The sequence below is a fragment of the Janthinobacterium kochi genome (assembly GCF_051380715.1).
Classification (GTDB): Bacteria; Pseudomonadota; Gammaproteobacteria; order Burkholderiales; family Burkholderiaceae_D; genus Janthinobacterium.
This window is the reverse complement of the sequence record NZ_JBNYXO010000003.1, coordinates 560,392-581,662: the sequence shown is the minus strand read 5'-3', so window position 1 is coordinate 581,662 and position 21,271 is coordinate 560,392. Positions and strand designations below refer to the sequence as shown.

The window sequence follows — 21,271 nt, the reverse complement described above, 5'->3', positions numbered from 1 at the left end:
CGAGGTTTTTTGTTGTTGCATCGGCTGTATCAACCGAAGATCTTACCCTTGAGCATATTCAAGCCCTGGCTGACGAGGTCATTGCCTTCTGGTACTTGACCGTTCGGCGTCAGCTTGTCGATCAGCTGGGGCAGCAAGGCTGCCAGGCCGCCCGAGGCCGCGTCCGGTGCGACGCCCGCTTTTTCAGCGATCTGGGTGATCGTGTCGGCGCCCAGCGCATCCTTGATCTGGTCGCCGGACACGGGCGCATTGGCGCCGGTACCGATCCAGCTGGCCACCTGGTCGCCCAGGCCGCTTTCCTGGAATTTCTGCAGCAGGCCAGGCAAGCCGCCATGCTGGTTGACCAGGTCCATCACACTGGCCATCAATCCCGAGGGCGCCTCCCCATCCGCACCCTTGTTGCCCAAAGCGCTCATCGCCTGTCCTGCAAGTTGGTCTAGCAAACTCATCGTATTCTCCTGAACGCTATCGATTCATGCCGCGTGACCGCGGCATCCGGCATGGCGCAGACCATTCCGCGCCATGGAAAACATTATCCTATGAATAATAGAAATGCTATAATTGCAATCTTGCGGCGTACGCGTGGACGGACTCACTGTCGAACCCCCACCTCCATCATATTTAGTTCAGCACAACATGCAAGCGTAGATTGACGGTGCGCAAAACCGTGTAAAATTTATTTTCCTACTTACTGAGGAGTATCAACACATGAACATCAATAAAGCGGTAGACAAAGCCTACGAAAAAAAGACATTCAAGGAAATCGCCGATGCGCCCGTCGATGCGCTGCAAGGTGTGAGCGAGAAGGATGCGGAGCTGCTCAAGCAAGCGTTCAATATCAAGACCGTGCGCGATCTGGCGAACCTGAAATACTCGAAGTGGGCGCGCGCCATCGTCACCCTGGCCGACACGGAAGAATAGACCGGGCCATGCCCTTGACAACCCCGCCGGCACAGCCCGCCCCAGTCGGCGGGTTTTTCACGCCGGCCGGCTAGCCACTGGCAAGCCGCCCTGCTGGCGCGCGGCGCGGCCGCGCTGGCCATCGTCTGCTGCGCCCTGCCCGTTGTGTTTCCTCCCGACGTCGTGCAGCTGAACATCACGCCGCCCGCCGCGCGAGCCTACGCCGCCTTGCAGGCCGGTACGCCGCTGGACTGCAGCGACTGCGCCCGCTGCGGCCACAGTTGCGGTCTGTGCGGCCCTGACACCTCGCACAGCGCCACGCCCATCGTCTCGCCACCCTTGCAGCGCTTGCGTCTACGCTACACGCAATGCTACTGAAGGTGCGCCGGGCCACAGTCGGCCTGGTCGCTTGTGCGTAGACTGGCCCCATCACCACCACAAGGACGGTCCCATGCCACACGCGCAATACCAGGATGAAGAGGGCCAGCCAGGCGACGAAGGCGATTTGTCCGACCTGCTCAGCGAATTGCGCATCCTCTTGCCGGGCGCGCAGATGCTCACCGCCTTCCTCATCATCCTGCCCTTCAACGGCGGCTTCGCGAAGATCGTGCAGGCGGAAAAAATCGTCTTCCTGCTGACATTTTTCCTCTCCATGACCAGCCTGGTGCTGCTCAGCGCGCCAGCCATCCAGCACCGCGTGATGCGCCCCCTGCAAGACCGTGAGCGCTTCAAGCGCGTGGCCGACCGCATCATGATGGCGGGGGCGCTATCGCTGGCGCTGGCGTTCATCCTCGGCACCAATCTGGTAATGTCGGAAGTGTTCGGCCACATCGCCGGCATCGTCGCCTGCGTGCTGATGGGTTCACTCATCATTTGCATGTGGTGGTGGCTGCCCTTGCATTTGAAGCACGCCAGAAAAATCTAGGCGGCTACGCTCGTCTGCTGCAGCAAGGTTTCGCGGAAAATCTCCAGCGGCGGGCGCAAATTCACCTTGTGCCACGCCAGCCATAGTCGGCTTTTCTTCGCTTGCCCCGTGGCGGACTCGCGCGCATTCCGTGTTATCGTTAACAACAAGGGCAAGCGCTGTCGTGTGCAGTGCAGCAGATTTTAGCCGCCTCCCGGCAGAACTTGCCCGAATCTTTTACAATGTTGGCTGTGGGCAGCTATTCCAGCCCGAAATGCCAGGGCTGCTACTCCGCCTTGCCTTTCTTCACTTCGCATCCGGTAGCGCATTGCTACCACTGCGGCTGAGCCACAGCACGCGTCTTCACCCTGTCATCCCTTACCCAACTAACAAGAACATGCACGCATCCGTAGATCCCCTGATTCCGCGCGTCACTGCGCCTTTTGGCGCTGGCTATGCCGACCTGGCCCTCGCCATCGGCGGCCTCGCCATCGGCACGGGCGAATTCGCGTCCATGAGCATCTTGCCCGTCGTGGCCGACGACCTGGGCACGACCTTGCCGCAGATGAGCCACATGATCAGCGCCTACGCGCTGGGCGTGGTCATCGGCGCGCCATTAATCACCATCTTCCTGGCGCGCATGCCGCGCCGTTTGATGCTGATCTGCCTGATGTTGATGTTCGCTGGCGGCAACTTGCTCAGCGCCATCGCCCCCAACTACGGCTTGCTGGTCGTCGCCCGCTTCGTCGCCGGCATCCCCCATGGCGCGTATTTTGGCGTGGCAGCCCTGGTGGCGGCCGCCCTGGCCGAACCGGACAAACGGGGACAAGCTGTCGCCCGTGTCCTGATGGGCTTGACCGTGGCCAACATCTTCGGCGTGCCGCTGGCCACGTATATCGGCCAGACTCTGGGCTGGCGCTCGGCCTTCTTGCTGGTCGCCGCGCTGGGCTTGCTGACCATGCTGATGGTACGGATCTTCGTGCCCATGGTCGCTGCCGGCGATTCGAGCCCGCGCCGTGAACTGGGTGTGTTCCGCCGCCTGCAAGTGTGGCTGACCCTGCTGATGGTGGCGATCGGCTTCGGCGGCATGTTCGCCGTCTACACGTTCATCACGCCCACCTTGCTGGAAATCACGAAAGTGTCACCGCTGGTCATCTCGATCTTGCTGGCCATCATCGGTGTCGGCATGACGTTGGGCAATCTGATCGGCGGCTGGCTGGCCGACCGCTCACGCCTGTGGACCATCTTTGGCGTGCTGCTGTGGAACGTGGCTGCGCTGGCCGCGTTTACTTATACCAGCAGCAATGTCTGGTTGACGGCGATCAACCTGTTCGCCATCGGCGCTGGCATCGCCGTCGCCCCCGCCGTGCAAACGCGTTTGATGGACGTGGCCGGCGACGCGCAAACCGTGGCTGCCGCCCTCAACCATTCTGCCTTCAACATCGCCAACGCCCTGGGCGCCTGGGCCGGTGGCATCGCCATCGCCATGGGCATGGGCTTGCGCTCGACCGGCTGGGTCGGCGCCATGCTGGCCTGCGGCGGCATCGTCGTGCTGGGCATTTCCGTGCTGGTGGAAAACCGCAGCCGTAATGTGGGCGGCGCGCAGCCGGCTTGATCGTGTAAGCGAGCGGCGGCCTGCTCAGGCGGCCGCTCATATGCCTGCGGCTACTCCGCAATGGCAAACGCCACCGCCGCCTCGCAATGAATCTCCGTGGTATTAAATAGCGGCAGATCCACATCGCCCTGCTGGATCAGCAGCGGTATCTCCGTGCAACCCAGGATCACGCCCTGCACACCTTGCAGCCGCAATTTCTCGATGATGGTCAGGAAGATCTTCCGGCTGGCGTCGGTAAAGATATTCTGCACCAGTTCCGTGTAGATAATCTCGTGGAGGATTTCCTGGTCGGCCGCGTCGGGCGTCACCGTCGCGATGCCGCACTGTTCCAGTGCCTGGTGATAAAAGCTGCCCGCCATCGTTTGCTTGACGCCCAGCAAACCGACCTTGCGCACGCCCGACTGCTGCACGCGTTTCGCTGTTTCCTCGACGATGCTGATAAAAGGCAAGCCGATCCGCGGCACGACGGCTGGTGCAAAACGGTGCGCGCCATTTGCGCACAGCAAAAAGAAATCCGCACCCATGCCTTGCAGGCGCTGCCCTTCCGCCACGAGGAATTGCTCGATCGCCTGCGAGCCAGGCTGCGCCGCGTGCGCGACGAAATCGGCCTGATCGATGCTGACCAGCATGATGCGCGCACTATGCGCCGGCCCGATGCGCGCTACCAGCATTTCATTGAGCAAGCGGTAGTATTCGAGGGTGGAAGCCCAGCCGATACCGCCGATCAAGCCTATTGTCTTGTGCTGCACGTCTATCCTAGCGAAAAGAATTGCACAAATTTTACGTTGAGGTCAGACAGGAGGATACGAGGATAGACTCATGCAACATCATTACTCTCGCCTTGGAGCGCACGCCGAGCATAACGCACAGCAGAGGCATCGTCGGACTTCTTGACAGACTGTGCTCCGGACGTCAGATTATCCTGTTCAAACTGGCGCAATTCCTGCAGCAGCGTGTCCAGCGCCGTGTCACGGCAGCGGCGCACCAGCCCTTCCATGGAATACAGGCCATACGCATCGACCAGCCGGTAAAAGCCATCCGTCATTGCCAGCAGTTGCGATTGCCTGTCCATGTCAAACACATATTGCCTGGCCTTGAATTCCCCTTGCGGATACATGCACAGTATGCCCGGCGCTTCGTGCAAGTTCTGAAATGCGCGCCTGTCCCGCAACATCGGCAGCAAGGCCGCGAACACTTGCGTCTTGTCCTCGATACCTTGCGCTTTTAACTGCGCAATGGCCGCCTTCAAAATGTCTTCCTGCGCATTCTCATAGGGATCAATATCGCGCACGTCCCCGGCTGCGTTCGAGACAAACACCTTGCAATCGCCGAGAGCATATATCTGTACAGCGGCGCCAGCGTCACCTTCAATAATACGTGCCCACGTCACGGCGGCAATGGGATAGGCATACGCAGGAATGTGCGCCAGATCAAGACGCGCCTGCACATCGCGCTGGAAACGCGCCAATGCCAGCTTGATGCTGTCGTGCTGGCTCAATCCGGGCGCGACCACCTCTTGCAACAAGGCGGCAAAAGTCGACACGAACCAGGCGGCATCGCCCGCCAGCGTATCGAAATAATTCTTTTCAGACACTGAACTTGCACCATCAAAAATCAGGATATCCACGATTCCCGCATTGTGCAGATAAACCGTTACCAGATCTTCATTATTCTTTGCGCCAGCTGCATCGGATACGTGAACAATTTTCATCAGTTGTATGGATTCTTCTCTAAGGATTGTTGGCAAGGCCGGTATGGCCATTCCATAGCCCGGCATGACATCATTGTCGGTTCGACGTCTCGCGGCTGTATTCACGTTCGAACGCAGCCAGACTCTCCGCCTGCGCCCACAAGCTGGCGATATAGTGAAATTCCTCCTCGAACGGCTGCTCGAAATTCGGCACATCCATCGCATACTCGCAATTGCGGCTCAGCATGACCAGCCAGTCGGGGTAGCCGAGGGCGGGATACAGACGGGTAAATTTGGCATCGAGCGACTGCACACTTTCACTGCCGGCCAGGTAGGCGGCGCGCAATTCGACGATATATTTGCCAGCGAGGAATTGTTCCTCCAGGCGCGCGTCGCCACGATAGCGTTCGATGATGGCTTCGGCCAGCGGCAACACCTCGTCAATGCCTCGGGCGCTGGCCAGCAGCACGATATCGAGGTCGCCGCCTTCCTGATCGAGGCGCAAGCGCTCCACGGCCCATTCCACGCAGCGGTCCGCCCGGCCATCGCCATGGCGCAGCTGGAAGCATTCCAGCTCAAGTTCTGTCAATTGTTCCATTGTTATTCTTCGCAAGCGCGTAGCTATAAACGGTGCCCGGCACCTGAAAGGATGCTTGTTGCGGGCATATTATACGACAGGCAGTGAAAGCCCACGCAGGGGATAAGGGCTGAAAAGAATGGGAGCACACTTCGAGATGGAAGAGAGGGAAACAAATAAGATTGCCGCGCAGCGCGGCATTTAATCAGAAAAAGGGAAACAATGAACCAATTAGAAATATAAACCCAAGGTTTATCGGGAAAGTATTCTTTTAAAAAACATCAAAAAAGGCCATGCGCGCGGCATGCCGAACATGGCCATCACATCGTTTACTGCGGATTCGACGCCACGATGAACGGATCGAAGGTCAGCAGCGTATTACCCGCCAGCAACAAGGTCATCGTATATTGCACATTGCTGCCTTTGGCATTCACGCGGCCACCCCATACGGTGTTGTCGTATTGCGGGTAAGGCGCCGGATTGACCATGCCGTTGTTGATGGCAGTGCCGCCGAAGCTGTGAATGGAAACCTGCTCGGCCGGGTCCAGCGAGGTGACGTTCCAGACGATGGTGTCGCCGTTCTTGCAGCTTGTCACCAGTTCATTGCCGCCTTCGTTGCCGTTGCACGAGTAGCCAGTCGTATCGACCATGAAGACATACTTGCTCAGGTTGCTTTGTGCCACTGCCTGACCGACATTGACCGCTACCAGTACATTAATTGTTGCCATGGATTTACCCCTCTTTGGAATGGAATTAAACATTACAACTATCCCTTGTGCGATGAAATAATGAAGACCAAGTCAAATTACCGGCAGCGCTTTCGGCGCAATCGGAACCCATCCTGGCGCATAAAAATACGCGAAATGTATCAATTAAAAATACACAGAATATATCAATAAATCACAAAATCTATCGAGAACATCATGCACCAGATGATCAATAAGAATTTCTTGATATTCATTACCGCAACCACGATGAGAGGATATTTTATTTATTTTTTCAAGTCAAATTATTTTTAATAATATTTAGAATCTATCCATTAATAACATTTAATTTTTAAATGAAATTTCTTATATATTGAATATTGGCATTCTGTGTTTGATTTACCGCAAACAATAGAGGTATATCCGCGAAAGCAGATGATGGGGAGAAAGAAAACAAGCGCAGGCAATGCGTGCTGCAGGCGGACCAAATGCGACATGAAGCTTTGCGCTGCCGCCACGCCGGACGCGCCGTCGCAGGCAGTGCGCACTTCATCACCGAGGACGTCGAGCGCCAGCGCCAGGCTTTCGGCCGCGTCGGCGCTGTCGCCGATCACCAGCACAGTGCCCTCGCGCGTGCCGGCCAACAGGCGGCGGTTGGCGGACGCAGGCGCCTCCAGCGGCACGGCGGGCATGAACACCATGGTGGTTGCCGCGCCCGCCTGTGGCGCAGCGCTGCATTCGCTCACGCGGACATGCGCGATTTGACCCTGGGCAACACCATTGGCGCTGGACAAATGCCATGCTACGGCGGATAATGAGAACGATTCCCATTATCAAAATACCAGGCTTGGCCTGGCTTTCCCTGCGCGCCGCTATGGCGCACGCTGGCGGCAACAAGCCGGTTTTGTGTTGAAGGTTTGTACCGCATGCGCGCTTTCTGGACTGTCATACACCGCTGGGCTGGCCTGACCATCGCCCTCTTTCTCATCGTCGCCGGCCTCACGGGCGCCGTCACGTCGTGGGACCATGAACTGGACGAATGGCTCAACGCCGACATCATGGACACGCCGGGCCGCGGTCCCCTGCAAGCGCCGTTTGCGCTGGCGCACAAGGTAGCTGCCGCCGACCCGCGCGTGGAAGTCAATTACATGACCTTGGGCCTGGAAGAAGGCCATGCGGCCGCCTTCATGGTGCGCCCATTGACCGACCCGGCGACGAACACGCCGTTCGTGCTTGACTACAACACCGTCTACATCGACCCCGTCACGGCGCAGATCACGGGCACGCGCGATTCGACAGCCATTTCCCTGTCGCGCCGCAGCCTGATGCCGTTTTTGCGCCATCTGCACTACAGCCTGCACGTGCCCGCTTTCTGGGGCACGGACCGCTGGGGCTACTGGCTGATGGGCACGGTCGCCCTGATCTGGCTGCTCGACAGCATGGTGGCGTTTTACCTGACCACGCCACGCCGTTTGCGCGAACGGCTTGATGCACCACGCCACCGCGACGCCGCCAGTTGGTGGCAGCGCTGGAAACCGTCGTGGGTGGTGCGCTGGGCGGCCGGCGGCTACAAGCTCAATTTCGATTTGCACCGCGCGGGCGGCCTGTGGGTATGGCCCATCATCCTCGTCGTGGCGTTCACCTCGTTCTCGCTGAACCTGTACCGCGAAGTGTTCTATCCCGTCATGTCGCTCGTTTCCACCACCACGCCGGGGCCGTACGAAACGCAGACGCCGGTGCCCTACGGCACGTATATCACGCCCGTGATCGGCTTCGAACAGGCGGTGGACATTGCCAAAAAGCAGGCCGTGCAGCGCGGCATCACGGCGCCCATCGGCGGCATTTATTATGGCGGCAATTACTCGTTCTACAACGTCTCGTTCTTCGACCCGGCCGACGAATTCGGCGCGGCCGGCATGGGCTTGTCGAACCTGTACGTCGATGGCATGGACGGCAGCATCATCGGCCAGCACAAGCCGTGGGAAGGCACGGCCGCCGACGTCTTCGTGCAACTGCAATTCCCTTTGCACTCGGGCCGCATCCTCGGCTTGCCGGGACGCATTTTGATGTCCTTCATGGGGCTGATGGTGGCCATGCTGTCGGTGACGGGCATCGTCATCTGGGAAAGAAAGCGCCGTTCGCGCCGTCTGCAGGCGCACAAATTGAAGACAGTGGAAGCCCTTTCATAGCGCCAGGACGTCACACGACGGCTTCAATTCACCTCGTTTTTCGCCATTCCGGGGATCGGCGCTCGCCGCGGCCAATCGTTCCAGCGCCATTTGATATGCCCTCTCCAGCGCCTCGCTGGCCGGCACGCCGATATCGGGCGTCACGCCAATGCCTTCCCAGTTGCTCTTGCTAATCGGATTGATGGCGCGCCCGTTCGGGATGAAGGCAGCGAAATGCGGACCCAAATCGCGCATGCGTCCGGGATGTCCTGCCAGTGTCTCGACCCTGGCCACGCCATAGCCGCGCGCGGCCATCTTCCTGCGCATCTCGCTCTGCTGCTGCGGCTGGACGGGACAGTGGCATGACGGCTCCGAAGAATGTGGGTGCGCCGACTCTATCGAAAAGCACTGCACCATATTGCCCTGTATCAAGCCCCGTTCCGCTCGCGCTGCACCAGCGCCAGCAGGCTGTCGACCCGATTGCCATCGCAGCAGACGGCCACGCCATCGGTGAAATCGGGCGCCGTCAGGCGCGTCAGGACGCTGCCGGGCGGCATTTCCAGCGCCAGCCGCGCGCCCCGCTCCCACGCCAGGCGCGAGGTAACGGTCCACTGCACGCGCTGCGCCATGTTGGCGGCCAGGCTGTCGCGGATGCGGGCCGGGTCGAACAGCGCGCGCGCCGCGCTGCTGCTCAGGTAAACCAGCGACGGGCGGCGCACAACCACGCCATCAAAGGCGGCAGCCATGTCGGTCGCGGCACCTGCCAGCAGCGGACAATGCGACGGCACGCTGACGGCCAGGCGCTGCGCCTTGTTGGCGCCATGCGCCAGGGCCAGCGCCATCACCGCTTGCAGGGCGGGCTCGCTGCCGGCAATGGCGATCTGGCGCGGCGCATTCAGGTTGGCGATGTACACAGGCGTGGCGGCGCCGTGCACCTGCGCCAGCAATGGCTCCAGTTGCGCCAAATCAAGCCCGATGATGGCCGCCATGCCGTAACCGGTGGGATACGCCTGCTCCATCAGCTCGCCGCGGCGCGCCACCAAGCGCAGAGCATCCGCATAATCGAGCGCGCCCGCCACCACGGCCGCCGCATACTCGCCGATGGAAAAGCCGGCCACCATGTCGGGTGACGCGCCACGCGCGGCCAGCGAGCGCGCCATGGCCACGCCGGCGATCAGCAGACACAGTTGCACGGCCCGTGTCGACGCCAGCGCGCAAGCCGTATCCAGCGCCAAAGGATCGCGGCCCAGCACGGCCGCCGCTTCGGCCAGAGCCGTCCTCACCGCCGCATCGTCCGGCAGCGCATGCAGCATGCCCGGAGTCTGGGCGCCCTGGCCGGGAAAGGTAAATAACACGCTCATGCAAGCTCCCATGGCGTGGCCGTCAGCACGGGACCGTGATCCGTCTTCAGCAATACCCTGCCCCGTCCCGCCGCCCATTCGGCATACGCAAAGCCGCCACTGCCCGTGTCGATCTGCAAGTCCAGCCGGCACGCCGTGACACTCGCCGCAATGGCGCGCAGCGCGTCGGCCTGCGCGGCGTCCGGCGGCGCGGCGATGCGCAGCACGATATCCAAGTCGCTGTCGGCGCGCAGCACGGGCAAACCGCTGGCCAGCGCAAAGCCCACGCCGCCCGTCGGGCCCCAGGCCCAGCCTGAGGCGTCAAGCAGGGGCGCGACCAGCCGCAGCGCATCGAGCGCGGCGCAGGAACATCCAGACAGCGGCGCGCGCGCCAGCATTTCCGGTGTCACGTAGCGCACGACGGCGGCAGCATCTATGTCAAACCCGTGACGCTCGCTGCGCAGCAGGCCGCGCAAGCCCACGGGGATGCGCCCGGGCGCCGTGCTGGCGCGCCGCACCACCAATGGCGCCGCTTGCAGCCAGGCCCCGTCAAGCCAGGCGGGCAAGGACATACCGTCCGGCAGACCGGACACCCACAGCAAATCATGCGCGCGGGGACCGAACATCAGGCCACCACCACGCCCGGCACCCAAGCCGCGAGGCCGTGGTGGATGACGACTTCCTCAAAGATGTCCGGCATGACGGCGCTCTTTCATCGCTTGTGTTTCAGTTACCACTGCTGCGCCAGCACTTCCCTGACCCTGGCCGACGCCTGGCGATGCGGCGCGCCCAGGCGGCTAGCCAGACCCTGTTCAGGATCGGCGCGGATATCGTTCAACGCCGCCCCCAGGCTGGCCGCCACCTGCATCACGTCCTCGTTTGACGGCGCATCGGCCCGTGCCACCGTCAAGGTCTGCCACAGCAAGCCCAGGGTCGCGTAATTACCGATGTCATAAGCCATCGGTGGAATCATCGCCGCCAGCGCTTCGAGCGCTGCCACCGTCCGCACGGTGATGCGGGCGGCCGACGCCTTGCCCATGGCATGCACCATCACTTGCGGATCATCGAGCGCGATCAGGCGGTTGGCCTGGTAGCCGTGCGCGAGAAAAGCGCCCGACATGGCCTTGCCGACGATCAGGCCGATCACGGCATGGCCGGCCAGGCGCGCCTCGGCATACGCCCCCGCCGCGCCGGCCAGCGCCTGGTGAATGCCGTAGGCTTCTTCGCGCCGGCCATACGCCTGGCTGGCCACGTCGATGACGGCGACGATGGGGCGTTTTACGGGCAACTCGCGGTCCTCAAAAACTACCTGCTGCACGGCGCGCGCCAGTTGCCACGCCTCGATGAGGCCCACTTCACCCGTGCGGGCGCGCGTAAAACGGTTGTCCGGGTCGGGCAGCACGGCGAGGTAGCGGGCAGGCTCGCCCGCCAGCGACGCGTCGACCACGCGCACGGAAACGGGATAGCCGTCCAGCGGCGCAGTGTTATTCGTCAGTGCCGCCAGCCAGGTGGCGCCGCGACTCGTCTCGGTGATGGCGTTCATGCTGCGACTCCTTGGCTGTAGATCAAACGCACGGCTTCCGGCGTGGCTTGCGGGCCGGCGTCCACTTGCGCCAGGCGGGCAAGGAAGACGTCTGCCTGGCTGCTGCGGTGCTGCTGCGGCACGCCGCATGCGAACAATGCGGCCACGGCGGCGCGCATCTGCGCCGTGTCGTCTGCCACATAGGCGTCGGCCAGGCCGCTCTTAAAACGCTGCTCGCCGCCCGTCAGGCTCCAGATGAACGGTTTGTTGCGCGAGTCGAATTCGTCGACGCCCGCTTCCTGCTCGATCACGGCCGGACCGTTGAGACCCAATCGCGCCTCGCGCGTGACGACCAAATAGCTGCACAAGCCTGCCGCAATCGACATGCCGCCGTAGCAGCCAACCGTACCGGCCGTGATGCCGATCACAGGCTGGTAGCGGCGCAGGTCGACGATGGCGGCATGGATGTCGGCAATGGCCGCCAGCCCCAGGTTGGCTTCCTGCAGGCGCACGCCACCCGTTTCGAACAGGATCACGGCGCGCGTCGGTACGCCCTGGCGGTTGTCGCGCGCCGCCAGTTCCAGCGCGCCGGCGATTTTTGCTCCGCCCACTTCGCCCATGCTGCCGCCCTGGTAGGCGCCCTCGATGGCCAGCACCACGGCCGGCTGGCTGTCGAACAAGCCCTTGGCCACCACCACGCCGTCATCCGCCTGCGCCGTGACGCCCTGCTGCGGCAGCCACGGCGAAGCGATGCCGCAGAACGGGTCGAGCAGTTCGCGCATGCTGCCCGCGTCCAGCAAGGCCCTCGCCCGGCTGCGCGCCCCCCGTTCGATGAAGCTGTCGCGCTCCAGCAGTTGTTGTAATGTACTCATGCCGCCCTCCCCGCTTGCAATTCTTCGTAAGCTTGCTCGATGCGCATGCGCACCACGCCCGGCGTGGCGCCGCAATCGTTGATGACGATGCGCGCGGCCGGCAGCGGCGCGCCGCCGAACACGCGCTGCAGCAGCGCATCCCACACGGCGCCCTTGCCGTCGACGGAGGTGTTGACGACGATGCGGGTCACGCCATCGTCGCCGGGCTGCAGCAGCACTTCCAGGTCGCCCGAGCCGACCACGCCGGCCAGGGCGCGCCCTGCCGCCGGCGGCCCGGCCGGGAATGTATAGTCACGCGTTTCCATGCGCTTCTCCTTCTGTCAATCGATCGAGGAACAGGGTGGCCGCCAGCAGGTCGGCTGCGCCGCCCGGCGACACGCCCCGCGCCAGCGCCACCGCTTCCAGCGCCAGCAGCGCCTTGGTGCCATCTGCCGTCGCCGCGCCGCCGGCCGCCAGCACCCGTGCCGCGGCCGTTTGCAGCGCCCGCAAGGCCGCCTCGCCGCCACGCGACAGCACGCAGGTGTCGTCCAGCTGGCTGAGAATAGCCAGCAAGGCGTTCAGGCGCGCCGTCGTCTCGTTGTCGCCGCGCGCCCGCGAGGCGTGCAACGCCGGCAAGCCGGCGCCTGTCACCAGCGGGAAGCCGGCGCGGGCCTGGCCGCGCGCGCCGTCCACTTGGTACTGGCGGCACGCCAGCTCGCCCTTGTTGCCGGTGACGCCAGGCGCAGCATGATCCGTCAGACGCGCCAGCGCACCGGCCCGCGCCGCCACGGCTCGCGGCGCCAGCGATGCGCCGCGCGCGCCTTGCTGCGCCGCCGCCGTCACCAGCAGGCCCAGCGCCCAGAGAGCGCCCCGGTGCGTGTTCACGCCACCCGTGGCGGCCAGCATCCGCGCTTCCCCATCGCGGCCGATGGCGCCGATGCGCTGGCGCAGCAGATCGTCGTCTTCACTCTGCGCGCCAGCGTCGGCCATGGCGGCAAACACGGGTTCCAGCACGCAGGCCGAATGGCACATCAGGGCCCAGTTCAAGTCCGTGTGGGCGCCACGGCTGCGCAAATCGACCAGGCCCGGTTTCGGCGTCAGGGTCACTTCATCGAGCAGCGCCTGCAGCACCTGCCGGCCCAAGGTGGCAGAACGTAGCTGCACCGGCATTGTCATCATTGTGCTCATTGCAATCATTACCAGCTCCTGAATTTGGCGGGGGGTTGATACAGGCCGTCGGACCATTCGACCAGGTCGGCGATGCTTTTCGCTGCCAGCAGCGAGCGGCTGGCCGCGCCGCGCTGCACGCCGATATCCTCGGGCAGCGCGATCAGGCCGTCGGCGCGCAATTTGGCCGTCGTCTTCGGATCGTGGCGCAGGCCGATGGGCGTCACGCCGGCGACTGCCGCCAGCATGGCCTTGCGCTCGTCGAGCGAACGGGCCTTGTACAGGTAGGCGATGCCCTCTTCCGTCAGCACGTGGGTGACGTCGTCGCCATAGATCATCACGGGCGCCAGCGGCATGCCGCTGGCCTGGCCCACGGCCACGGCGTCGAGCGATTCGACGATCGTGGGCTGGCCGCCATCCTGGAACGTTTCGACCATCTGCACCACCAGCTTCCTGCCGCGCGCCAGCGGGTCGTCCGTCTCGATCAGGTCCAGCCAGGCGGGCGTCGGGTGGCGCCGGCCATGCGGGTCGTGGCCCATGTTGGGCGCGCCGCCGAAGCCCGCCAGGCGGCCATTCGTCACGGTCGACGAATTGCCCAGGCCATCCATCTGCAAAGTCGCGCCGATGAACAGGTCGACCGCGTACTGGCCCGCCAGCTGGCACAGGGCGCGGTTCGAGCGCATGGAGCCGTCCCGGCCCGTGAAAAAGACGTCGGGCCGCGCGGCCGCATAGCCTTCCATGCCCAATTCCGCGCCGAAGCAATGCACGCTCTCGACCCAGCCCGTCTCGATGGCGGGGATCAGGGTGGGATGGGGATTGAGCACCCAGTTGCGGCAAATCTTGCCCTTCAAGCCCAGCTGCTCGCCATAGGTCGGCAAAATCAGCTCGATGGCGGCCGTATTGAAGCCGATACCGTGATTGAGTGACTGCACCTGATGTTTTTCGTACACGCCGCGAATCGCCATCATGGCCATCAGCACGTGCACGGGCTTGATCACGCGCGGGTCGCGGGTAAATAGTGGCTCGATGAAGAACGGCTTGTCGGACTGCACCACGAAATCGATCCACGAGCCGGGTACGTCGACCCTGGGCAAGTCGCTGACATCGTCGACGATCTGGTTCACCTGGGCGATGACGATGCCGTCGCGGAAGGCCGCCGATTCGACCAAAGTGGGCGTATCCTCGGTGCTGGGGCCCGTGTACAGATTGCCCTGGCGGTCGGCCATGTAGCCGGCCACCATGACGACGTTGGGCGTGAGGTCGACGAACAGGCGTGCATACAGTTCAATATACGTGTGGATGGCGCCCACTTCCAGCAAGCCATCCTGCAGGAACTGGGCGATACGCAGGCTTTGCGTGCCGGCAAAGGAAAAGTCCAGCTTGCGGGCGATACCCCGCTCGAACAGGTCCAGGTGCTCGGGCAGGCTGACGCTGGGCATGATCAGGTGCAGATGATTGATCTTGTCAGGGTTGACCTGGGTCAGCATGCGAGCCAGAAAATCGGCCTGCTTCTGGTTGTTGCCTTCGAGGACGACGCGGTCGCCCGGCGCGAGCAAGGCTTCGAGCACGGCGACCATGTCGCCCTGTTGCAGCACGGGGCCGCTGGCGTACTGGCGCACGGCGTCAAGGCGGCGGCGTTTCTCGGTGCGCCGCGTGTCCCATTGTTTCCGCTGCGGCTGCGCGTCTGTGACGGTTGACATACTGTCTCCGAAGTGAGCTATCGAACCCTGACGATAGAGCGAAAACGTCGCCGCGACAATCAAGCTGCTACCATGTTCATTACTCTGAAGTTAATGAACTGCCGTTTAAAGGGGTAGCCATGGCCATCAACGAAGAAATTACCTTGAAAAAGCTGGAAGTGTTTCTCAGCTTTATGGAATTGAACAACCTGGCGCGCGTGGCCGATGCGCTGGGCCAGAGCACCGTCAGCGTGCACCGCGCACTGCACTCGCTGGAAGACGGCTTGCGCTGCCCGCTGTTCAAGCGCGAAGGCCGCAGCCTGATCCCCCTGCATGCGGCCTACACCTTTGCCGAATCGGCGCGGCGCGCCCTGGCCGAATGCGAGGAAGGCGTGCGCAAGGTGCGCGAAATGTCGGGCATCAACCCCGTGCGCCTGAAGATCGGTTCGCTGTATTCCTTGACCCTGCACTGCATCCCGCAGCTGGTGATCGCCCTGAAGCTGCGCCGGCCGGGCCTGGACATCGACCTGACGCTGGGATCGAACCGCGACCTGCTGCAAAGCCTGGCCGATGGCAGACTGGATGCCATCATCGCCGGCGTGCAGGAGGAAGAACAGCATGCCGGGCTGGTGGCCGTGCCCCTGTTCCAGGACGACATCTACCTGGCCGCGCCGCTCGGTTCGCCCTATGCCGGGGCCGCATCGGTGGACTTGCAGCAGTTGCGCAACGACAAATTCGTCACGCTCAACGAAGGATTCGTGACCTCGCAAAGCTTCAACCACGCCTTTGACCTGGCCGGTTTCGTGCCCGACACGGCCATGCGCGTGGGCGACATCTTCTCGCTGATCAACTTGGTGAGCGGCGGCATCGGCTACAGCCTGCTGCCCGGCAGGGTGCGCGCCTTCAGCTCGCGCATCGAACTGCTGCCGCTCGACGCGCGCTACGGCTCGCACCAGCAAATCACCCTGCTGATGCTGAGCAGCCGCGAGCGCGACCCGAACTTGCTGGCGCTGGCGGCGGAGTGCAGGTTATACGGACGTGGCGAGAAGCGCACTGGCGCATGATTACCGCGGAACTTGCCGTTGAGGTGAGCTTAAACCGCGCTATCCCACGGCGCCGACAACCGCACGGCGCAGTTAATCAAGCCGACCATGGAGTAAGTCTGCGGGAAATTCCCCCACATTTCACCCGTCACAGGATGCGTGTCTTCCGACAGCAGGCCCAGATGGTTGCGCGCCATCAACATCGTCTCAAAAATTTTGCGCGCTTCGTCTTTCCTGCCGATGCGCGCCAGGGCATCGATGCGCCAGAAGGTGCAGATGTTGAAGGCTGTTTCCGGCTTGCCGAAGTCGTCGGGCGCTTCGTAGCGGCGCATGTAGGGGCCGTCGCACAGCGATGCTTCCAATGCGTCGACGGTGGCGATGAAACGGGGGTCCATGGGGTCGATGAAGTTGACTTCCGCCATCAGCAAGACGGACGCATCGAGGTCGCGCCCGCCCAGGCTTTCCGCGAACGCCTGGCGCTCCTCGCTCCACGCTTCGCGCAGCAGGCGTTCGCGGATCAGCACGGCGCGGCTGTTCCAGTGGTCGGCCCGGTCCGGCAAGCCCAGCTTATGCGCGACCTTGGCCAGGCGGTCGCAGGCGGCCCAGCTCATCAGCATGGACGAGGTGTGGACGCGCGCCCGCGTGCGCAGCTCCCACATGCCCGCGTCCGGTTCCGCGTGCAGCCTGAACGCCTGGTCGCCCACGGCTTCCAGTGCGGCAAACTCGGCTTTTCCCGCCCGGTGGAACAGGCGGTGGTCGAGGAAGGCTTGCGCCGCACCGAGCACGATATTGCCGTAGACATCGTGCTGGAAGTGTTCCTGCGCCTGGTTGCCGACGCGCACGGGGCCGTTGCCGCGGTAGCCGGGCAAGTGGGCTAGCGTCGATTCCGGCAACTGTTCTTCCAGGCCGATGCCGTACAGGGGCTGGATGTGGCCGCCTTTCGAGCGGGCGACGATATTCGTCAGCCAGCGCAGATACTCTTCCATCGTGCCCACTTCCGACAAGCTGTTCAATGCCCGCACGACGAAGAAGGCGTCGCGCAGCCAGCAATAGCGGTAATCCCAGTTGCGGCTGCTGCCCGGTGCTTCGGGAATGCTGGTGGTCATGGCGGCGATGATGGCGCCCGTGTCTTCATATAAAGACAGTTTTAAGGTGATGGCGGCGCGGATGACCACTTCCTGCCATTCCAGCGGCACGGCCAAGCGGCGCGTATAGGTGCGCCAGTAGTTGATGGTGTCCTTTTCGAAGATGCGCGCCGTCTCGTCGATGCCGCCGGCCAGGGTTTCATCGGGCCCCAGCAGGAAGTTGGCCGTGCCCCCCAGCACGAAATACGTTTCGCTCAGCACATAGTTGAGCGACACATCCGTGTTCAGGCGCAAGGTCTGTTCCGGCCCCACGTAGCGGATATGGTGGCTGCCCTGCGTGATCTGCGGCGCCAGCCTGCCCCAGTCGTAGCGGGGGCGCAGGCGCACGCGGATGCGCACGGCGTGGTCGAGCGGGCGCACGCGGCGGATCAGCATCAGCGGGCGGAACATGCGGTCGCGGCTGAGGAAACGGGGCGCGAAATCCGTGATTTCCACGCCGCGCCCTTCGGTGTCGTACAGGCGCGTGCGCAGTACGGCAGTGTTCGGCTCGTAGAATTGCTCGCTGCGCGCATAGTTTTCAATGTCGATGGCCCACACGCTGCCATTTTCCGTGGCGTCCAGCAGGCTGTTGAAGACGGGATCGCCATCGAAGCGGGGCAGGCACGACCAGACGACCTGCCCGGCCTGGTCGATCAGGGCGCTGAAGGCGCAATTGCCCACCACGCCGCAGTTGAGGTTAGCCTGGATGGGGGTGACGGGTGCCGATGCGCTGGCCGCCGCAGTGGCGGAAGCGACCTGCGAGGCGGCGGCGCCGCTGGGCGTGTCATACAGTTGTTCCGGGGATTGCGTCATCATCTACTCCTTCTGGGGATACGGAGGCGGCCAGCAAGGCGGCGCGCAAGGCATCGGGGCTGGCCAGGCGCAGGGTGGCGGCGCTGGGGCCGCTGCCCACTTTCACGCCCTGCCCGCCAACTTGTTGTACATAGGCAAAGCCTGCCTCATCGGTGGTATCGTCGCCCGCGAACACGGGCCGGCGGCCGGCAAACGGGGCTTCCTGCATGAAGGCGGCGATGGCGCCCCCCTTGTCGGTGGCGGCCGGCTTGGCTTCCAGCACCATTTTGCCATGCAACAGCAATACCCCGGGACACGCTTGCACGGCCGCAGTCATTTCCTGCGAGCACAATTGCGCCAGTTCGGGCGCCAGGCGGTAATGCAGGGCCACGGCGCCCCGCTTGTGCTCCACCAGCAAGCCGGGGTGCAAGGAAGCCAGCGCCCGGGCACACGCCAGCACGGGCGAGACGTCGGGCGTGGCCGCCACATGCAGCGCGCCATCGGCGCCGCGCCGCTCCACGCCATGCACACCGGCCACCGGCAAGACCAGGGGCGCCAGCATGGCATCGATCTGCGCCACGGGACGCCCGGAAATGAGGGCCAGCGCGCCGCCATGGCGCTCGGCCAGCAGCGCCAGCGCTTCGACCACGCCCGGTTCCAGGCGCACGCCATCGGGCGTGGGCGCCAGGTCGACCAGGGTGCCGTCGAAGTCGAGGAAAACAGCGCTGCCGGGCATACTCAGCAGCTGCAACAGGGCAGCGCTATCGTCAGGCATCTCCGTCATCAAATCCCCTTGCGCCGCTTGATGCGGCTGTGGGCATCGATCTTGGTCATGACCTTGTCGCGCTGACGCAAACGGGCCGCGTCCAGCAGCATGCGCCCGGCCCAGCGGTAGACATTGAAATGTTTCACGCGTGCCCGCATGCTCTTCATGCGCTCGCGCTGTTCCACGGGCGGCATCACGAGGGCGCGGTACAGGGCGTCGGCGCCCTGCTCGATGTGGTACGGGTTGATGATCAGCGCTTCATGCAGCTCGCGCGCCGCGCCCGTGAATTGCGACAGCACCAGCACGCCCAGCTCGTCGTCGCGCGCGGCGATGAATTCCTTGGCCACCAGATTCATGCCGTCATGCAAGCTTGTCACCATGCACACTTCCGAGGCCCGGAAATAGCGCTGCAAGTCGTCCTGGCCATGGTGTTCGGCTTTCAGCAGGATGGGCACATAGCTGCCGCTGCCGAAGCGGCGGTTGATGCGCTCGACCATCTTGCGCACGCGCGCATCGAAGCTTTGATATTCATCGAGCGAAGCGCGGCTGGGGGCGGCGATTTGCACGAAGGTAAAATTGCCCACCATGCCAGGCTGCTGTTCCAGCATGCGCTCGACGGCCTGGAAGCGCTCGACGATGCCTTTCGTGTAGTCGAGGCGGTCCACGCCGATGCCCAGCAAGTGGTCGGGCGCCACGCCCAGTTCGGCACGGATTTGCGCGCGGCAAGTGGCCACGTCGGGCTGCGCCGGATTGTCCTCGGGCCAGGCAATGGAAATCGGGTAATCCTCGACCTGCGTCATCTCGCCACCATAGGAAATCGTCGACGCTTCCGGCTCGATGCGCGTTTCCAGGTAGCGGTCCACCGTTTCGAGGAAATTCTTGCGGTGAAATGGCGTGTGGAAACCGAGGATCGTGCTGCCCAGCAAGCCGTCGAGGATTTCTTCGCGCCACGGGCAAATGCCGAACGATTCCGAGTTCGGCCAGGGGATATGCCAGAAAGTGATAATCGTCGCTTTCGGCAACGCTTCGCGCACCATGCGCGGCAGCAAGGCGAAGTGGTAATCCTGCACCAGCACGACGGGGTTGTCCGTCTTCGCCTCGGCAATCACGGCGTCGGCGAAGCGGCGGTTGACCTTCACATACTGCTCCCAGTCGGACGAGCGGAACACGGGGCGCACGTGGGCGATATGGCATAGCGGCCACATGCCTTCATTGGCAAAACCATAATAATAGCCCTGCTCTTCCTCTTGCGTCAGCCACACGCGGCGCAAGGTATAGCTGGGATTGTCGGGCGGCACGGGCACGTGGTCGAATTTATCCACCGTCTCGCGGTCGGCGGAACCGGCGCCATGCGCGATCCACGTGCCGGAACAGGCGCGCATCACCGCTTCCACGGCCGTTACCAGGCCGCTGGCCGGGCGCTGCACCGCTATCCCATCTTCCGTTTTGGTGTGGATATACGGTTCGCGGTTCGACACCACCAGCACCTGGTCGCCCTGCAAGTCCGCTTCCAGCAAGGCGCGCAGCTTGTCCGGCGTCCAGTCGGACGACCAGCCGCTATCGCTCTGGCGTTCCAGGTGATATTCCTGCAGCAATTCGCGCAAGTCGCCGATCAGCGGCTGCATTTCCGGTGGCGGCGCGGGCGCGGCGGCGGGCGCCGTGGTGGCGGCCACTGCTCCATTACTTTTCGGCAACAATTCGCCCCGCAAGATATCCTTCACGGCCGACAGCCAGCCGCGCCAGCTCAGGTGGGCGACGAACACGGTCATCAGGGAAATCAGGACGGCCAGCACGGCCAGGAAGGCAAAGATGAAGCGCTTGGTATCGGTATTGCGGCGTTCGACAAAGCTCATGTCCTGCACCAGTACCAGGCGGCCCAACTGGGACGCCTCCTGCATGACGGGCGATTCGCTGATGTGGACTTGCCCTTGCGGCAATTGCGCCAGGGATTTGTACAGGCCACCCGTGGGAGGCGTGCTCCAGCAACCGATGGAGGCCGGGTATTGCGCGGATTGATACAGCAAGTGGCCCGCATTGTCGCAAAAGCCGATGGCGATCAAGCGCTCGTCGCGCGTGGCGCCCTGGAACAGTTCGCCAATGCGGGCGGTGTCTTGCGCGGGCAGGTAGTCGGTGAGCGAGGGCCGGAGGGTTCCAGCGAGCAATTCCGCCCGGCTGTCGAGGTCGCGCACATACCAGCGCAAGGTAATATTATCGAGCAGGGGTACCACAATATAGGCAAACAATCCCAGCATGAGGGCCAGTGGCAGGATGAAGCGCAAGGACATTCGCAGTGATCGTACTATCATCGGTTTCCTTTGCAAAAACAAAAAGCATGGCAAGTATGGCTATGTTTCCAATGCGGCGACGCGCGTTTGCTTTGCGTATTGAAACGTCAAGGTGGCATGGCGCAGCGCAGCAATTTCTGCCAG

General features: G+C 63.1%; 23 protein-coding genes. 6 read left to right on the top strand and 17 right to left on the bottom strand.

What is annotated here, in order from left to right; genetic code table 11:
• Nucleotides 1-29 precede the first annotated feature (29 nt).
• Nucleotides 30-449, bottom strand: a complete 420-nt coding sequence (locus ACQ4WL_RS10145) for a YidB family protein (protein WP_436509590.1) — start codon at nt 447-449, stop codon at nt 30-32.
• Nucleotides 450-708: 259 nt separating this feature from the next.
• Between ACQ4WL_RS10145 and ACQ4WL_RS10140 the strand changes: the two genes are divergently transcribed.
• The 4 genes from ACQ4WL_RS10140 to ACQ4WL_RS10125 all read left to right on the top strand — a co-directional run bounded on the left by ACQ4WL_RS10140 (nt 709) and on the right by ACQ4WL_RS10125 (nt 3,419).
• A complete protein-coding gene (locus tag ACQ4WL_RS10140) occupies nt 709-921 on the top strand; it encodes a hypothetical protein (RefSeq protein ID WP_034751103.1) in 213 nt (70 codons plus the stop codon).
• Nucleotides 922-1,065: 144 nt separating this feature from the next.
• A complete protein-coding gene (locus ACQ4WL_RS10135; protein ID WP_436509589.1) occupies nt 1,066-1,278 on the top strand; it encodes a hypothetical protein in 213 nt (70 codons plus the stop codon).
• 73 nt (nt 1,279-1,351) lie between these two features.
• A complete protein-coding gene (locus ACQ4WL_RS10130; RefSeq protein ID WP_436509588.1) occupies nt 1,352-1,825 on the top strand; it encodes a DUF6328 family protein in 474 nt (157 codons plus the stop codon).
• A 376-nt stretch (nt 1,826-2,201) separates the two neighbouring features.
• Nucleotides 2,202-3,419, top strand: coding sequence for an MFS transporter (locus ACQ4WL_RS10125; RefSeq protein ID WP_100872860.1), 1,218 nt, complete (start codon nt 2,202-2,204; stop codon nt 3,417-3,419).
• A 50-nt stretch (nt 3,420-3,469) separates the two neighbouring features.
• Here ACQ4WL_RS10125 and ACQ4WL_RS10120 read toward each other — a convergent pair whose 3' ends face one another.
• From ACQ4WL_RS10120 to ACQ4WL_RS10100, 5 genes are all read right to left on the bottom strand, one after another.
• Nucleotides 3,470-4,168 carry an aspartate/glutamate racemase family protein gene (locus ACQ4WL_RS10120; RefSeq protein ID WP_436509587.1) on the bottom strand — a complete coding sequence of 233 codons (699 nt, stop codon included), beginning with the start codon at nt 4,166-4,168 and terminating at the stop codon, nt 3,470-3,472.
• Between the two features lie 68 nt (nt 4,169-4,236).
• Entirely contained in the window at nt 4,237-5,196 is a 960-nt protein-coding gene (locus ACQ4WL_RS10115) for a hypothetical protein (protein ID WP_436509586.1), read from the bottom strand.
• Between the two features lie 4 nt (nt 5,197-5,200).
• On the bottom strand, nt 5,201-5,707 hold the full coding sequence (locus ACQ4WL_RS10110; protein ID WP_436509585.1) for a hypothetical protein: 507 nt from the start codon (nt 5,705-5,707) through the stop codon (nt 5,201-5,203).
• Between the two features lie 308 nt (nt 5,708-6,015).
• Nucleotides 6,016-6,414 carry a DUF8788 domain-containing protein gene (locus ACQ4WL_RS10105; protein ID WP_436509584.1) on the bottom strand — a complete coding sequence of 133 codons (399 nt, stop codon included), beginning with the start codon at nt 6,412-6,414 and terminating at the stop codon, nt 6,016-6,018.
• A gap of 311 nt (nt 6,415-6,725) precedes the next feature.
• A complete protein-coding gene (locus tag ACQ4WL_RS10100; protein WP_436509583.1) occupies nt 6,726-7,184 on the bottom strand; it encodes a response regulator in 459 nt (152 codons plus the stop codon).
• Nucleotides 7,185-7,316: 132 nt separating this feature from the next.
• On the opposite strand from ACQ4WL_RS10100, the gene ACQ4WL_RS10095 reads away from it, so the two are divergent.
• Nucleotides 7,317-8,579 carry a PepSY-associated TM helix domain-containing protein gene (locus tag ACQ4WL_RS10095; RefSeq protein WP_436509582.1) on the top strand — a complete coding sequence of 421 codons (1,263 nt, stop codon included), beginning with the start codon at nt 7,317-7,319 and terminating at the stop codon, nt 8,577-8,579.
• Here the strand turns inward: ACQ4WL_RS10095 and ACQ4WL_RS10090 are convergent.
• The 8 genes from ACQ4WL_RS10090 to mdcA all read right to left on the bottom strand — a co-directional run bounded on the left by ACQ4WL_RS10090 (nt 8,574) and on the right by mdcA (nt 15,138).
• Nucleotides 8,574-8,885, bottom strand: coding sequence for a S41 family peptidase (locus ACQ4WL_RS10090; protein WP_436509581.1), 312 nt, complete (start codon nt 8,883-8,885; stop codon nt 8,574-8,576). The two genes, ACQ4WL_RS10095 and ACQ4WL_RS10090, sit on opposite strands and share 6 nt — an antisense overlap.
• A 101-nt stretch (nt 8,886-8,986) precedes the next feature.
• Complete coding sequence (gene mdcH, locus ACQ4WL_RS10085) at nt 8,987-9,919, bottom strand: malonate decarboxylase subunit epsilon (RefSeq protein ID WP_436509580.1); 933 nt, start codon at nt 9,917-9,919, stop codon at nt 8,987-8,989.
• On the bottom strand, nt 9,916-10,524 hold the full coding sequence (locus tag ACQ4WL_RS10080) for a malonate decarboxylase holo-ACP synthase (protein ID WP_436509579.1): 609 nt from the start codon (nt 10,522-10,524) through the stop codon (nt 9,916-9,918). The genes mdcH and ACQ4WL_RS10080 overlap by 4 nt, the downstream gene beginning before the upstream one ends.
• 104 nt (nt 10,525-10,628) lie before the next feature.
• The gene (gene mdcE / locus ACQ4WL_RS10075) at nt 10,629-11,441 is read right to left on the bottom strand and encodes a biotin-independent malonate decarboxylase subunit gamma (protein WP_436509578.1); all 813 of its coding nucleotides are present in this window, start codon (nt 11,439-11,441) and stop codon (nt 10,629-10,631) included.
• On the bottom strand, nt 11,438-12,292 hold the full coding sequence (locus ACQ4WL_RS10070; protein ID WP_436509577.1) for a biotin-independent malonate decarboxylase subunit beta: 855 nt from the start codon (nt 12,290-12,292) through the stop codon (nt 11,438-11,440). The genes mdcE and ACQ4WL_RS10070 overlap by 4 nt, the downstream gene beginning before the upstream one ends.
• On the bottom strand, nt 12,289-12,597 hold the full coding sequence (locus tag ACQ4WL_RS10065) for a malonate decarboxylase subunit delta (protein WP_436509576.1): 309 nt from the start codon (nt 12,595-12,597) through the stop codon (nt 12,289-12,291). The genes ACQ4WL_RS10070 and ACQ4WL_RS10065 overlap by 4 nt, the downstream gene beginning before the upstream one ends.
• Entirely contained in the window at nt 12,584-13,450 is an 867-nt protein-coding gene (locus ACQ4WL_RS10060; protein WP_436509575.1) for a triphosphoribosyl-dephospho-CoA synthase, read from the bottom strand. Before ACQ4WL_RS10060 ends, ACQ4WL_RS10065 begins: the two co-directional genes overlap by 14 nt.
• Nucleotides 13,451-13,467: 17 nt before the next feature.
• Nucleotides 13,468-15,138 carry a malonate decarboxylase subunit alpha gene (gene mdcA / locus ACQ4WL_RS10055; protein WP_436509574.1) on the bottom strand — a complete coding sequence of 557 codons (1,671 nt, stop codon included), beginning with the start codon at nt 15,136-15,138 and terminating at the stop codon, nt 13,468-13,470.
• A 119-nt stretch (nt 15,139-15,257) separates the two neighbouring features.
• Between mdcA and ACQ4WL_RS10050 the strand changes: the two genes are divergently transcribed.
• Nucleotides 15,258-16,181, top strand: coding sequence for a LysR family transcriptional regulator (locus ACQ4WL_RS10050; RefSeq protein ID WP_436509573.1), 924 nt, complete (start codon nt 15,258-15,260; stop codon nt 16,179-16,181).
• Nucleotides 16,182-16,210: 29 nt separating this feature from the next.
• Here the strand turns inward: ACQ4WL_RS10050 and ACQ4WL_RS10045 are convergent, their stop codons facing one another.
• From ACQ4WL_RS10045 to ACQ4WL_RS10035, 3 genes are read right to left on the bottom strand one after another with little or no spacing between them, the layout of a single operon-like run.
• Nucleotides 16,211-18,097: a glycoside hydrolase family 15 protein gene (locus ACQ4WL_RS10045; RefSeq protein WP_436509655.1), complete on the bottom strand. Its 1,887-nt coding sequence runs from the start codon at nt 18,095-18,097 to the stop codon at nt 16,211-16,213.
• Nucleotides 18,069-18,860: a trehalose-phosphatase gene (gene otsB, locus ACQ4WL_RS10040; protein WP_436509572.1), complete on the bottom strand. Its 792-nt coding sequence runs from the start codon at nt 18,858-18,860 to the stop codon at nt 18,069-18,071. Before otsB ends, ACQ4WL_RS10045 begins: the two co-directional genes overlap by 29 nt.
• Nucleotides 18,860-21,148, bottom strand: coding sequence for an alpha,alpha-trehalose-phosphate synthase (UDP-forming) (locus ACQ4WL_RS10035; RefSeq protein WP_436509571.1), 2,289 nt, complete (start codon nt 21,146-21,148; stop codon nt 18,860-18,862). Before ACQ4WL_RS10035 ends, otsB begins: the two co-directional genes overlap by 1 nt.
• Nucleotides 21,149-21,271 lie beyond the last annotated feature (123 nt).